This window comes from Chryseobacterium culicis, from assembly GCF_900108365.1.
GTDB classification, from domain to species: domain Bacteria; phylum Bacteroidota; class Bacteroidia; order Flavobacteriales; family Weeksellaceae; genus Chryseobacterium; species Chryseobacterium culicis.
Genome location: NZ_FNWQ01000003.1, coordinates 83188 through 97795 on the forward strand (window position 1 = coordinate 83188; position 14608 = coordinate 97795).

Here is a 14608-nt window from a genome sequence, read left to right on the forward strand (position 1 = left end):
GGGTTTTTACGGAGGATGCTTTTAGTAAATCTTTTTAATTTTGAAAAAAAGATTATGAAAAAGATTTTTAGCTTAATAGTTCTGTGCATAAGCATTTTTACGCTGGCTCAGCAGGTGAAAGTTCCTTTTACGGGACGCAGAAGCTTTGACATCATGAAAGGGTACAGCGGAACAGGAACACCTCATTATTATGTGGACATTAAAAACACCGGCGATGTTCATTTCGGATATGTTCAGGTAAATCAGGCAAGCGGAGAAGAAACGAAAGAAGATATAAATGCCGGGAAATTTGCACCCAATAAAGTAATGAAAGTCGTTTTCAAGAACTATGAGGAAAGTTTTATGGTGAAACTGGACAGAGACAAAATTTACCTTACGGACGAAAGAGGAAATATCCTACATCTTGACGGCTGCTGTTCAGCGCGGGAAAGTACAGACAAAGAAACCTGTAAGTGTGAAAGTGAACTTTACAAGTAGTTAAAATTGTATATAGAGAGAGCCACTCCTCCTGGGGTGGTTTTCTTATTGTGAGGAACCGACAATTTAAAAATCTTTCACCATTTAAAAGAGAGAAATTCAATCACCGTGATTTTACGGTTTATATTCTGCCTGAATATCTTTATTTTTGAAAAGTGATTGATCCCAATGAAAAATTTTAAAATCCTATTTTTATGTTCACTTTTTCTTATTGTATCATGCAGCAGGAAAGAGAATCATCCTTACACATTCTATTACTGGAAAACCCGACTGAAGCTGGACAGTGAAGAGAAAAAAGCGCTGGGCAAAGCAGCCGCCCCTTATTTATATACAAGATTTTTTGATGTGGATAAAGTGAACGGAAAATTTCAGCCAGTAGCTGTGATTTCCAAAGATTCAAGTTTTCAGACAGATAAGCAGATTGTTCCAACAATTTTCATTACCAATCAGTCTTTATTGGGTATTTCTTCGGAAGAGATTAAGTTTCTGGCGGAAAGTATTCATCATTTGATTCAAAAGAAATCGGAAGAATACCACCTTTCAATCAATAATGAAATTCAAATTGACTGTGACTGGACCGCCGGGACCCGGAATGATTATTTTAAATTCCTGAAAGAGCTCAAAAGAATTTCCGGCAAAGAAATTACCTGTACGCTGCGTCTTCATCAGGTAAAAGATAAAAAGCAAACCGGAATTCCTCCCGTGGAAAAAGTATACCTGATGTGCTACTCCACTTCATCACCTCTGGAAAATTCTGATAAGAATTCTATTCTGGATGTGAATATCCTTAAAAGCTATCTCTCAAAATTAGAAGACTACCCTGTCAAAAAAATTGAAGTGGCACTTCCCATTTATTCATGGGGAATCGTCACCAATCATTTAGGAAAGCATAAACTGATCAATGCTTTATCCAAAAGAGACCTTGAAAACCCCAACTTCAGAAAGCGATCCGACGATGAGATCGAGGTTTTAAAAGACGGATTCTACTTTGGAAGTTTTTTAAACAAAGGCTTCACCATAAAGGCAGAGGAAATTTCTGAAGAACAGCTTGAAGATGTTACTGTGTTTTTACAGAAAAAAATCCCACATTTTACTATTATTTATTATCAATTAGATAGTAAATTTGTGTTAGATCGAAAATTTTAAATCTCCAAAAGAGAAAGACAGCCTCTGTCCAGACCAAACCATAAACTATTATATAAACTAAAAAAACACTACACACCCTATGAAAAAGTATATTCTTTCACTTGCGGTTGTATCACTTTTCTATACACAGTCTGATGCCTGCGCGTGGTCAGATCCTGATTATGATTACTTCAACCTTTTTACGCAGACCATCATCAAGGATAAGGCTTATCTTCCTTTTCTGCACAATTATTCAAGCAGATTTTATGGCGGGTACAACCCTGCATTAATTCCTGATGACAATATTGAAACATGGAAAAAATTTTTCAGCAATCAGCTTAGCTATTCCGAGACTCAGAATCTGGTATATAAGATAAGCATGAACGATCTGAATGCTTTAAAAAAAGGAAATCCGGCCAACCCCCTTTTACAAAAACTGGGTACGGGATTTTATCAAAGATATAAAGAAGGCATAGATTATCTGATTGAGGCTAAATATCTTGAGCCTTATATGAGCATCAATTTTATTGAAAATGAAAACTCATTTTATTACGACAGAGATGCCAACAGAAAAAATGCCACAGCTCTTGATTATAACAAAACAATTGCAGCCCTCACTTCTTTATACAATGCCGCTAGAAACCCGGAAATAAAGCAGCGCTACGGCTATCAGCTGGTACGCCTTAATCATTACACAAGAAATTATGATTCTGCAGTGCAGGCGTTCAAAACTTATGTTGCCCCCATACAACTAAAAGGTTCGGTTTACTTCATGGCCCTGGACCAGCTGGCAGGAGCACAAAGAGGATTGGAAATGAACAGTGATGCCAACTGGAATTTCTTCCAGGTATTTATGAACAGCAAAGACCGTAAGGAATCTGCATTTGTTTCTATGCAGCTTTCTGATACGGCTTCTTTCAGCAATATCATGAAAAAAGCCAATACGAATGAAGAAAAAAATATGGCTTATTTCCTTTTGGGATATCAGGATTTCAACAATCCTATTCCTATGATGGAAAAAATGTATGAAATCAATCCTGATTCCGAGATCCTGAAAGTAATGGCTGCCAGAAGTATTAATGAGCTGGAAAGAAGCTACCTGCCCACTTATTACTATACTTCAGATGCTGCTAATAATCCGTATATACAGAGAGGCAAATCTGATAATAATGTCAATTCAAAAGATGCTAAAACAGAAACTAAAGCTGTTGTAAAAGAGGAAAAGCTATCTTTCTGGCAAAAGATTGTAAGATTCTTTACTAATCTCTTCGGAGGTTCCAAATCTAAAGAATCTGCCGATGGAAATAAAGCTGACCAAAGTGATGATGAATTACTGAGCAATCCAAACAGGATTCCATTCTATACTACTTCCGGCTATGGTTATGATGATAAGATGACAGATTACCTGGACGATCTTGAAAAGTTCACGGATAAAACGAAGGAAAAATCTAAGGATGAATACTGGCAGATTGCAGACGCTTATCTTAAATTCCTGAAGAAAGATTATAAGGAAAGTACAGAAATCCTGAACGATATTAAAACCACCAATCCTGAATATCTGGAAGAGATCAAAAGAATGAAAGTTCTGAATGATATTGTTTCTCAGCCGAAAATTGACGCAGACTATGAAGATCATTTGATGAAAGACTATTCGGAATACTTCGTTGAGAAAAAAGCTGTAAAAGATACGGCCTCTGCAGATAATTTCGATTATTACGGAGAAGTGCCTTCTACTGCAGATTTCCTTAAAGATGTTATTGCTAACCGTTATTTTCTTCAGGGAGAAGACGGAAAATCTTTTCTGATGAATAATAACCTTTCAGATCTTCAGTACAATCCGAACTCCAGTCTGGTAAAAAGTGTGGAAGCGTTTTACAGAAAACCCAATAAAACCCAGTTTGAGCAACAGATCATTGCCAAAAACATGGACAGTGTAGGTAATATAGATGCCTTCTTCAATACCATCTATGGAGACAGAGCGATGAGGCTTGCAGATTTTGATAAAGCGAAATCTTTTTATGAAAAAGCAAGAAGCTTTGCAGGAATTCCAAGACAAAATTATGAATGGACAGAAAAGAATGGTCAGACCATCACTCCGAAACAATACACACCTTCCGAATACGACGGATTCAACAATATCTCAAATCTTGTATTCGGGCATAATGTATGGGAAAGTTTTGGAAGCCCTGAGGCGGAGAGTATGAAGGCAGAAAATTACGCAGACTTCCCTTTCATCAAAACCAGCATGAATAAACTTGAACTGGCAGACGCCCTAATCCAGCTGAAAAAAATTGGAACTGGAACAGGTGAAAAGGCGGCAAAAGCCAATCAGCTTGTAGGGAACCTATTGTACAATACGTCTATTTTAGGCTATTACCGTCAACTATTCGTAATGGATATTGACAACAGCAACGGAGGTAAATACGACTTCTGGAATACAGACCGAAAAAAACCTTACAAATATTATTATAAAAACTTCCTGGATACTTCTTACATTGAACCTGATAACTTTGATCTTTCAATCAATTATTATCAAAAAGCACTTAAGCTTTCCAACAATAAAGAAGAAAGGGCGAGAATCTTATTCCAGATGGCAAGTGCCGAACAGGGTAAATATTACCAGTATGAAGCCAAAGCACCAAAAGATTTTGATTATTCTGATCCGAAATGGTCTGAGAAGGAAGATGCCCGTCAAAAGGAGATGGACAATCTTAAAAACCAGAAATACAGAACCTATTTTGCTCAGTTGAAAGCCCAGTATTCTGATACTGAAACAATTAAGAGCCTAATGGGAAGCTGTAGTTATTTCAGCTATTTTATGAGATAATATAAACCATAAAAAAACCTCTGATCACTCAGAGGTTTTTTATTTTATTTTTGGTTCAACTATTTTTTAACAAATTTAGTTGTGGTCTTTTCTTCTTTACCGTTGTTGATCGTAATAAAGTAAACACCTTTTACAAGAGAGCTCACATTAATTTTACCTTCACCTATAGTTCCGTTTGAAATCAACTGCCCGGGAGCATTGAAAATTTCGTATGCAGCATTTGCTGAAACATTCATAACATTCAATACATCTTCTGCAGGGTTGGGATAGATTTTTACTGACTTTACATTTCCTGCTTCAGAAACAGCCAACAGACTTGCTACTGCAGCCTGCTTCACCGCATAGAAAACGTTTCCAAGAGCAGAAACTCTCAGATGAATAGTCTTTCCGGCCAAAGATGCAGGGATGAAAACACTTGCTGATCCGTTATTCGGAACTGATGCTGCAAGATCTGTCCAGGTAGCTCCCATATCTTCTGTGTAGTCAATTTTCACATTCGCTACGTTGTATGGAGAAGCTGTAGTTCCTGAAACCGTCCATGTAATAGTTGAGTTGGCATTAGGAGTAAGTGATGTTGTATTCACAGTAAATGCTGCTGCAGATCCTACTACAATCGTTTGTGTTGCATACGCAGTCTGAGCCTGTCCTCCAGGTTTATTATCTCTTACCGTTACGCGGAAGTTGGTAGTTCTTGCCACAGTACTTGCTGCTTCAAAATCTGTTGTATTTTTTACCGCACCTCCTAACACTGTTGCCAGTTTAGGAAAATATCTTGTAGGGCTTGCTGTAGGTGCCCAAGATCTGAAACTTGCTCCTGAACTGGTATTCCCGATATTAGATTTAGTAACGCCATTACCCAAAGTACTTGGATTTACCTGCTCCCAACAATAGGTTAACGCATCTCCATCCGGATCTGTTGCTGATGCTGTAAGTACAAATGGTGTGGATCTTGGGATAGTATAAGTAGTAGGCATCGCTGTTACCACCGGTGTATTGTTCGTGATCGGAGTTTCGACATCAGCTGTTACAGAGACAAGGTTATTTTGTACCTGCTCAATACTCACGCTATGAAAATAGACGTCCGAGTGTTTCTGCACATCTGTATTTGGTCCGGTAATCCCGGCATATCCCATGATGGTAGAACCAGAACCCGGTTCTACTTCCTGATTCAGAAAACCTTCAAAGAAACTGTAGGTATGGGAATCCCCTAACTGATGCCCCATCTCGTGGGCTACAAAATCAATATCAAAGGCGTCTCCACTTGGTGGTAATTGAGCTGTACTATTGCTATTCCATGTTCCACTGGCGTAATAATCAATTCCCGGGGAGGTATATCCACTTCCTTTATAATTTTCCGGAGAAGGTGAATTCCCACAACTAGGATCTATACTTGTAGAAATATCATTACTTCCTATACAGCCAATACAGCCGGCACTTCCGCCGCCTCCTGTTGCACCAAATAAATGCCCGATATCAAAATCTGCATCTGTAACACCGTATGCCCCTCCATGTAATGTATTCATCAATTCATAATTCCATTTACACATTAGACTTGAAGCACTGTAAGGATCGTTGGCTGCATTAGTAAAGATAAGCGCCGGAGCATTGATGGCATTAACATGTACATTAAATTCTTTTTCAAATACACCATTTACTCTTGATAACGTAGCATTGATTTGTGTAAGTGCACCTGCTACTCCTCCAAAGAAAGCCGTATATTCTCCGGTTACGGACATTGCCAGTCTAAGGGTATGGAAAGTTTTGTTGCCCGATTTTGCTGCCGTTCCGGAATTCATCAGCTTTTGCATTTTAGCAACAGCCACTTTATCCTCTTTCGTATTACACGTGAATGCATGTCCACTCTTATTGGTTTTTCCGTGTACAGAATAGTAAGACTTATCCGATGTTGCCGGTTCTATAAATTCATATTTACCATCTGTACCAATGATCATGGATTGAAAATCATTGGGAGCAACACTGAATCTTATATATTTGGAAGGGTCATCAATTCCTATTCCTACATAAGACCCCAGCTGGTATTGATTTGCCAGCGTCTCATCCATTACCGGAAAACTGTTTACTGTAAATTTCTCAATTTTCCCTTCGAGGGTAGGAATACTGATTGTGATGGGTGCGCCTTCACCTATTTTAGGGGCTCTCAGAAGCTGCGTTCTTATCTGATCCAAATCAAGTTGATAATAAACTGAATGATCACTTTTCTTAATGATTTTCTGCTCAGGCAGTCCTCGGCTCCATTGTGCATTTGCTGCAACAGCCAACAGTAGTGCAGGCAGGCAAAATAATTTTGTTTTCATATATTTTTTTCAACAAATGTAAATATTTATCAAAAAAAACACTAAAAAATAAACAAAAAAGCAGAAATAAGCGCTAAAAAATAAATAACACAGCAGGGAAATAAAAAAAATATTATAATATTCGAAATATTGAGAAAATTTTTAACTAAAATTATTTTTTCTCGTCCTGCTTCCGCATCCATTCTTCATGTTTTCTTTTAAAGAAATCATATTTATAGTCCTGATTTCTTTGGGCAGCATCAATAGAATGCGAAGTGTGGATATCTGCATCTTTTTTAGCAAGCTCGCCCAGTTTTTCATAATAGATATGAAGCTGATCCAATTCAGCTTCTGTAAGATCTTCAATATCTACAATTCTGTTGCTGGCTTTCTCGTGGGCAGCAATAAGTTCATTCAACTTAATTTGTATGGCTTTCGAATCTTTATTCTGCGCTTTCTGAATGAGGAATACCATCAGAAAAGTGATGATCGTAGTTCCGGTATTGATGACGAGCTGCCAGGTTTCGGAATACCCAAAAAAAGGTCCCGAAACTGCCCATACTACCACAATAAGAAAAGCTCCTACAAATGCATAGGCACTTCCTGTAAATTTTACAGCCCAGTTTGAAAATTTTTCAAAAAAACGATTCCCTTTATGCCCCATAATCTCTGTTTTAGAACATTAAATGTATAAAAAATTAATCTGAAAACATGAAAAGATAAACAATATGAGGTATCTAAAGTACTTCAGTGCTGTTTAACCTATCTTTTATTTCATTTTCCTGAACTTGTGCCACCAGATGATAAAACCTGTCACAGGAAGAGAGCAGCCGATAAGAGAAATGATGAAATAAAGAATAATGCTTGGCAGCCCCATAATCTCTCCGGTATGCAAAGGTTTTGCCAGAGCTGTAAATTGTTTGTGGAGAGGTTTGTCTGAAAACAGTTCTTTCGTTTTGAAGACTCCGGTTTTATCAAAAGTGACTTCATCCGGAAGCATCATCCCGAGAAAGTTCTGTCTGTTAGTCTTAATCACAACATATCTCGGATTTTGTTTATTGGGAAGCTGTATACTGGTAACAGCATCGTAAGGTAAATGATGATGAGACAATTTTAAAATTTTATCCACAGAGGCTGAAGCTGCATTTTTTAGATTTTTCTTTTCATCCTGCTTTTGAAGCATATCTTCGAGCAGTCCTCCAAAGGGATCGTCCTTCTGATCTTTGTCTCCGGAAACCGAGTCAATGGATGATCCTCCCAAGCTGACAATGAGACCGTTTTTGACCCATGGATAAGTAACATATAATCCGGTAACAGCCATAAAGAAAAGCATTAAAAAGGCATAAAAGCCAAGTGTATTATGAAGATCATAATTAACTCTCTGAAATTTTGCTTTAAACATGATTGTTAGGCCCTGCTTGAGAAATTTAAGTTTCTTTGGGAGCCAAAGAATTAAACCAGAGAAAAGAAGTATACAGAATAGTAAAACTGATGCTCCCACAATCTGCCTTCCCACATTTCCCATCATCAGATTTCTGTGAAGGTCAAGCACTGTGTCAAAGAACTGAGCAGAACTTACATTCGGCTGTCCCAGAAGTTGACCTGTGTACTGGTCATAATAAGTACTTTTATCGAGATTATTTTCGCGGTAGCCTATCACATAACTTTTCGTTTTATCATCGGGGATCACCAGTGACGTCAGTTCTTTATTCTGTTTTAATAGTTCTGACTGAATCAAATCCGGGTTCATAGCCGTTCCAGAATCTGAGTTGATATAAATCTTATTTCTGTTGCTGAAATCTGTGATCTGATTTTTGAAGGCATACAGGCATCCGGTAAGGCACATTACAAAAACAATAATACTGGATAAAAGTCCCAGCCAGAGGTGCATGATCCACATCAGGTATTTGGTAACCGATTCGTTTTTTCTTCTTTTCCTGTAAAGACTTTTGAATAATAATCTCATTGTTTAACAGCAAAAACATTAAGACAGTAAATACCGTCTTAATGTTTTTAAATTAAAATTGATATGAATAAATTAAAAAAAGTTAATACAAATTCGGGCAACGGTGCGCTAAGCTTATGATGGAAGCCATGATGGTCTAAAAGTTTACTGGCTTACCTCTAATCTACATTCACCAAATTGAATACGTTTTCTTAAAGCAGTAAGAACTTTTGCCACTGTGATATCCAACTATTCCTTCCCGCTTCCTGCCCTCACTGGTATCAATGTCGTTTATTTTCTTCCTTTGAACTGAACATCTTTTACAATCTCTTCGAATTTTGAAAAGTGTTCAGGAGTAAGAGCTTTTTGAATGGCCAATTTTCTCTGAGCGTCAAATTTCACCCAGTATTCTTTTGCCAGATCATTATTTCCGTGATAGACATCATGAGCATCATTGAAAGCTTTTTCAAAAGCATCATTAGCTGCATTCACCATTTTGAATTCATCTTCGGAAAGCTGAGCTTCCGTTTTGATTCTTTCTAACAATGCATTGTCATATCTTGGCCTTTTTCTGGAATTTTCATCAACAAACTTATTGAACTTCTCCATTTGAGGAGCATCTAAAACGGCTGCCATTTCTATAGACTGCTGCGCTCTCAGTTCTTCATTTCTGATACCTAAAGCTACGCGGTCCATATTACCTCCCTGTGCTTTTGCAGCCTGAAAATTCTGTTCCTGAAGCTGCTGATACTTTGCAGTGATCTCATTGAAGCTTTTTTCCTGTTCAGGAGTCAGTTTCACTTCTGTTTTGAACTGGTTATAATCTATTCCTTTCTTTTTGTCTCCGGAGCATGACGTCGCAATGGCTCCAAGAACTAATACAAAGAATAGTGTTCTGATATTTTTCATAATGCTTTTGTTGATTAAAATTTATAATTTACCTGCACCGCAAAGTTTCTAGGCTGAATCTGATCAATAAATCCTCCTCTGAAATAAGAGCTGTACCCTACACTATCAAAAATATTATTGAAAAACACTCTTATTCCCATTCCGTTTTTAAGTGTATATCCTACCTGAGCGTCTACTGTAGTATATTCAGGCATATCGAAAGGTTTATCTCCCGGTTTTACACTGTTCAGGTGGCCTGCAGTAAATGTTTTTTGAGTCCACTCGTCAACGGGTCTTTTTCCAACGTAGTAAATTCCTGCTCCTACATCAAGTCCTGATAAAGTTCCTTTATTGAATTTATAATTCAACCATCCGTTTGCGGTGTGTTTAGGAGCGTTCATTGGTGCTGACCCGTTGATATAGGCAGGGCTGTCCTGATATTGTGCATCCAGATAGGCCCATCCTGACATCACCTGAAGGTTCGGAAGAATTCTTCCGATCAATTCTACTTCTACTCCTTTTCTTCTAAGGTTTCCTGCAAGACCATACATGGTTTGTTTGTTGATCACAACAGGGTTGTAGTTTTCGTCAAGGATGGTGAAAGAAAGATGATCCGTTTTAATGTCAAATACGGTTACGTTAAATCTAAGTCGTTCATTGAACCAGTCTGACTTAATCCCTGCTTCCCATTGTTTCGTCATTGATGGACCTACTCTGCCACCGTCTAAAAGGAAGTTATTGGAAGATCTTAAAGAGGTTGTAGTGGTATATGATCCGAATACGTTCACATTGGGAAGTGGAGAAACAATTAATCCGAAATTAGGATTCCATGTATCTACAGACTCGTTGGCAGAACCGTTCAATCTGCTGTAACGAACTCCTAAATGTGCTTTCACATATTTTCCTATCGTCATTACATCCTGCGCCATCGCCCCGATACTTGGTGTCAAAACTGGGTTTGATCTTCCAAGGCTTTTGTAAATCACATTCACAGGAAGCTGATTCGGGATACTTCCGTTTACTACGTCAAAAATATCCAGTGGATTTGCAGCGTAAGTTGTACTTCCTATTTTTGTGGCACGTGCTGTAATTAAATTACTAGGTGCGATTGAGTTTTTGTAAGCTTCATATGTTGTAGATGAAGTTTCGGTTTCTCTCCAGTCAAAACCTACCTGGAAGGTATGGCTGATGAATCCTGTTTTGATCTGTTCTCCGATGAAGTCCAGCTGTAATACTTTATTGATATCTTCACCCTGCGATTTTCCTATGGTACGCTGTCTGATATTATAATTGGTTTCACCTGCCGGTAATGATACGGATGAAGCTTCAGAATCTGTGTTGCTTACGGAATTAACGAAAGCGGCTCTCACTTTTAATTTATCGGTAAGATTACGTACAATGGTTGTAGCAAAGTTGAAGGTTTCTGTTTTTGAATAATCAGATGCATATCCCAAAAACTTTCCTTTTGGCATGTGGTACAATGCTTCAACGGTTCCCGGAGCAAGGTTGATTGTTCCTCTGTCCGGTGTTCTTTTATCATGCAGATAATCCATTTCCACATTGATTAACGTTTTATCATCAGGACGGAAAGCAATGGAGGGATTTACATAAATTCTTTCCCCTTTTACGTGGCTTCTGAATGAATTGTTATTCTGATACGCCCCGTTGAATCTCACTGCTACTTTACCCTGAGAATCCAATACGCTCTGGAAATCTACTGTAGGTCTGTAAAAATCCCAGCTTCCATAACGGAATCCTACATTGGTCTGATCAATAAACTGTGGCCTTTTCGTCACCACATTAATGACTCCTCCCGCAGATCCCAATCCGTTTCCAATTCCCTGGCCAATGGCAGCAGAACCTTTGATTACCTGGATACTTTCTACTCCCTGCATATCTGTGATCATCCCAGCGGTACGGAAATCAGAATCCAGCTGAACTCCGTTTTTCAATACGGGAACCCCACGATACCCTCTGATGGACATACTTTCGTTTCCACCACCATAGCTTGAAAATAGAGTTACTCCCGGAACGTTTTTGGCTACATCAGTGACTGTAAGTGCTCCTAGTTCTTCAATCGCTTTATGGGAGATTATAGAAATACTCTGAATCTGATCTCTGGTTTTCAAAGGCAGTCTGGTAATGGCATCCAGGCCCTGCGGCTGTTTCTTTTTTTCACCAAATAATTCTACTTCTTCTATTTTCTTGTGCTTTACTGAATCATTTACTTTCTGCGCATTGGCAAGAACCCCACCCAATACCAGCAGAGAAAAGGATACTACTTTATTCATCTGATAATTTTTTACAAAATTATTATTTTTATTAATTCTAAATAAATAAAGAGAGGTGACATATGTCACGCTGAAAAGAACTATTAATATCAGATTTTTAATGGTTTCTACAGACTCTTTAGAATCCCCAAACAGATCTATTCTATTATTATGAGTTATCCCCCGAAGGCTTTTTATGGTTGTAGAACGTATAATAAAAAAAGCTGAGTGGGTGACGGATAAACCTGCTTTAATTCTGGTTTGTTTATAAATAGGACGCATAAAAAAATCCGTTCCTTAAAAAGGAACGGATTGTATAATCATTGCAAAGTATGCTTTTATCACACTTTAATTTCAACGTCTACACCTGAAGGAAGTTCTAATTTCATTAGAGCATCAACAGTTTTAGAAGAAGAAGAGTAGATATCCATCAGTCTCTTGTGAGCTGAAAGTTGGAACTGCTCTCTTGCTTTCTTGTTTACGTGCGGAGATCTCAACACTGTGAAGATTCTCTTGTTCGTAGGCAATGGAATTGGACCGTTTACAACAGCACCAGTAGCCTTTACCGTTTTTACGATTTTCTCAGCAGACTTGTCTACCAAGTTGTAATCGTAAGATTTTAGTTTTATTCTGATTCTTTGTGACATTTCTTTAATTTAAAAATTAACCTTTTGCTTTAGCTATGATTTCTTCAGCAACGTTTTGTGGAGTAGCCTGGTACTTCTCTAATTCCATAGAAGAAGTAGCTCTTCCTGATGAAAGTGTTCTTAGAGTAGTTACGTATCCAAACATTTCAGAAAGTGGAACAGAACCTTTGATTACAACGGCACCGTTTTTCTCTTCCTGACCACTGATAGTACCTCTTCTCTTGTTAAGGTCACCAATGATGTTACCCATATATTCTTCCGGAGTTACAACTTCCAGTTTCATAATTGGCTCCATAATTACTGGCTTAGCAGCACGTCCCGCTTCTTTAAATCCTAATTTAGCAGCCATTTCAAATGAAAGAGCATCAGAATCCACTGCGTGGAAAGATCCATCTTTAAGAGTAACTTTAATACCTTCAACTTCGAAACCAGCCAATGGACCGTTCTTCATTGCAGCTTTAAATCCTTTTTCAATTGCAGGAACAAATTCTCTAGGAACGTTACCACCTTTGATCTCATTGATGAATTCTAAACCAACTTTACCTTCGTCTGCAGGTCCTAGTTCAAATACAATGTCAGCAAATTTACCTTTACCACCAGATTGTTTTTTGTAAACTTCTCTGTGTTGAGCAACTTTTGTTAAGTTTTCTTTGTACTCTACCTGAGGCTGTCCCTGGTTTACTTCAACCTTGAACTCTCTCTTCATACGGTCTACAATGATATCTAAGTGAAGCTCACCCATACCAGAGATGATCGTTTGTCCAGAAGCTTCGTCAGTTCTAACAGTAAACGTTGGATCTTCTTCTGCCAGTTTAGCTAAAGCGTTACCCATTTTATCCTGGTCAGCTTTAGTTTTAGGCTCAACAGCGATACCAATTACCGGATCAGGGAAAACCATAGATTCAAGAATGATCGGGTTTTTCTCATCACACATCGTATCACCGGTTTTGATAGATTTGAAACCTACCGCTGCACCAATATCACCAGCTTCAATATATTCTACCGGGTTTTGCTTGTTAGCGTGCATCTGATAGATTCTAGAGATTCTTTCTTTGTCTCCTGAGCGGGTGTTCAAGATATAAGAACCTGCATCCAGTCTTCCAGAGTATGCTCTGAAGAATGCTAATCTTCCTACGAACGGGTCAGTAGCAATTTTGAATGCTAATGCTGCGAAAGGCTCATCTACAGATGGTTTTCTTGTAATTTCAGCATCAGTTCTTGGGTCAGTACCTTTGATATCATCTTTATCCAATGGAGAAGGCAGATATTTACATACTGCATCCAACATAAACTGTACTCCTTTGTTCTTGAACGAAGAACCACAAGTCATAGGGATAATAGATAAATCGATAGTAGCAGCTCTCAATGCAGCATTGATTTCTTCTTCTGTAATTGAATCCGGATCTTCGAAGAATTTCTCCATCAAAGTTTCGTCATATTCAGAAACAGCTTCTACTAATTTCTCTCTGTATTCAAGAACTTCATCCTTCATGTCTTCAGGAATTGGCACTACTTCGAAAGTAGCTCCTTGTCCTGCTTCATCCCAGATGATCGCTCTGTTTTTAATTAAGTCAACAACTCCTTTAAAATCTTCTTCAGCACCGATTGGTAAAACGATTGGAACTGCGTTAGATCCTAACATTTCTTTAACCTGGTTTACCACGTTAAGGAAGTCAGCACCTTGTCTGTCCATTTTGTTTACGAATCCCATTCTAGCTACTTTGTAGTTGTCAGCAAGTCTCCAGTTTGTTTCAGACTGAGGCTCTACTCCATCTACTGCAGAGAATAAGAATACCAATCCATCCAATACTCTTAAAGATCTGTTTACTTCTACGGTGAAGTCAACGTGTCCCGGTGTATCGATGATGTTGAAGTGGTAAGGTTTAGTTTCTGGTAAAGCTTTTCCTTGATCTGTTGGAAAGTTCCAAGAACAAGTGGTCGCTGCAGAAGTAATCGTAATACCTCTTTCTGCTTCCTGCTCCATCCAGTCCATTGTAGAAGCACCATCGTGAACCTCTCCAATTTTGTGGTTTACCCCTGTATAGAATAGAATCCTTTCTGTAGTGGTAGTCTTACCTGCATCAATGTGAGCAGCGATACCAATATTTCTTGTAAATTTAAGATCTCTTCCCATT

Annotated in this window: 10 protein-coding genes; 3 read left to right on the forward strand and 7 right to left on the reverse strand. The window is 38.3% G+C overall.

Features of this window, described 5'->3' with window-relative positions; translation table 11 throughout:
- Positions 1-54: 54 nt before the first annotated feature.
- From BLW74_RS12135 to BLW74_RS12145, 3 genes are all read left to right on the forward strand, one after another.
- A complete protein-coding gene (locus BLW74_RS12135; protein ID WP_089693554.1) occupies positions 55-477 on the forward strand; it encodes a hypothetical protein in 423 nt (140 codons plus the stop codon).
- Between the two features lie 168 nt (positions 478-645).
- Positions 646-1623, forward strand: coding sequence for a hypothetical protein (locus tag BLW74_RS12140; protein WP_089692691.1), 978 nt, complete (start codon positions 646-648; stop codon positions 1621-1623).
- 79 nt (positions 1624-1702) lie between these two features.
- Positions 1703-4429: a hypothetical protein gene (locus BLW74_RS12145; protein WP_089692692.1), complete on the forward strand. Its 2727-nt coding sequence runs from the start codon at positions 1703-1705 to the stop codon at positions 4427-4429.
- A gap of 59 nt (positions 4430-4488) precedes the next feature.
- Here BLW74_RS12145 and BLW74_RS12150 read toward each other — a convergent pair whose 3' ends face one another.
- The 7 genes from BLW74_RS12150 to fusA all read right to left on the reverse strand — a co-directional run bounded on the left by BLW74_RS12150 (position 4489) and on the right by fusA (position 14607).
- Positions 4489-6744, reverse strand: coding sequence for a zinc-dependent metalloprotease (locus tag BLW74_RS12150; protein ID WP_089692693.1), 2256 nt, complete (start codon positions 6742-6744; stop codon positions 4489-4491).
- A gap of 151 nt (positions 6745-6895) precedes the next feature.
- A complete protein-coding gene (locus tag BLW74_RS12155) occupies positions 6896-7387 on the reverse strand; it encodes a low affinity iron permease family protein (RefSeq protein ID WP_089692694.1) in 492 nt (163 codons plus the stop codon).
- Positions 7388-7492: 105 nt separating this feature from the next.
- Positions 7493-8689, reverse strand: coding sequence for a PepSY-associated TM helix domain-containing protein (locus BLW74_RS12160; protein ID WP_089692695.1), 1197 nt, complete (start codon positions 8687-8689; stop codon positions 7493-7495).
- Positions 8690-8959: 270 nt separating this feature from the next.
- Positions 8960-9577, reverse strand: a complete 618-nt coding sequence (locus tag BLW74_RS12165; protein WP_089692696.1) for a hypothetical protein — start codon at positions 9575-9577, stop codon at positions 8960-8962.
- Positions 9578-9591: 14 nt separating this feature from the next.
- Positions 9592-11847: a TonB-dependent siderophore receptor gene (locus BLW74_RS12170; protein WP_089693556.1), complete on the reverse strand. Its 2256-nt coding sequence runs from the start codon at positions 11845-11847 to the stop codon at positions 9592-9594.
- A gap of 320 nt (positions 11848-12167) precedes the next feature.
- Positions 12168-12473, reverse strand: a complete 306-nt coding sequence (rpsJ, locus tag BLW74_RS12175) for a 30S ribosomal protein S10 (RefSeq protein WP_002661363.1) — start codon at positions 12471-12473, stop codon at positions 12168-12170.
- Positions 12474-12489: 16 nt separating this feature from the next.
- Positions 12490-14607 carry an elongation factor G gene (fusA, locus tag BLW74_RS12180; protein WP_089692697.1) on the reverse strand — a complete coding sequence of 706 codons (2118 nt, stop codon included), beginning with the start codon at positions 14605-14607 and terminating at the stop codon, positions 12490-12492.
- Position 14608: the final 1 nt, after the last annotated feature.

Excerpts from the sequence above, each read along its gene's own strand:
- BLW74_RS12135 (WP_089693554.1), top strand. The coding sequence starts at position 55 with ATGAAAAAGATTTTTAGCTTAATAGTTCTGTGCATAAGCATTTTTACG.
- BLW74_RS12140 (WP_089692691.1), top strand. The coding sequence starts at position 646 with ATGAAAAATTTTAAAATCCTATTTTTATGTTCACTTTTTCTTATTGTA.
- BLW74_RS12145 (WP_089692692.1), top strand. The coding sequence starts at position 1,703 with ATGAAAAAGTATATTCTTTCACTTGCGGTTGTATCACTTTTCTATACA.
- BLW74_RS12150 (WP_089692693.1), bottom strand. The coding sequence starts at position 6,744 with ATGAAAACAAAATTATTTTGCCTGCCTGCACTACTGTTGGCTGTTGCA.
- BLW74_RS12155 (WP_089692694.1), bottom strand. The coding sequence starts at position 7,387 with ATGGGGCATAAAGGGAATCGTTTTTTTGAAAAATTTTCAAACTGGGCT.
- BLW74_RS12160 (WP_089692695.1), bottom strand. The coding sequence starts at position 8,689 with ATGAGATTATTATTCAAAAGTCTTTACAGGAAAAGAAGAAAAAACGAA.
- BLW74_RS12165 (WP_089692696.1), bottom strand. The coding sequence starts at position 9,577 with ATGAAAAATATCAGAACACTATTCTTTGTATTAGTTCTTGGAGCCATT.
- BLW74_RS12170 (WP_089693556.1), bottom strand. The coding sequence starts at position 11,847 with ATGAATAAAGTAGTATCCTTTTCTCTGCTGGTATTGGGTGGGGTTCTT.
- rpsJ (WP_002661363.1), bottom strand. The coding sequence starts at position 12,473 with ATGTCACAAAGAATCAGAATAAAACTAAAATCTTACGATTACAACTTG.
- fusA (WP_089692697.1), bottom strand. The coding sequence starts at position 14,607 with ATGGGAAGAGATCTTAAATTTACAAGAAATATTGGTATCGCTGCTCAC.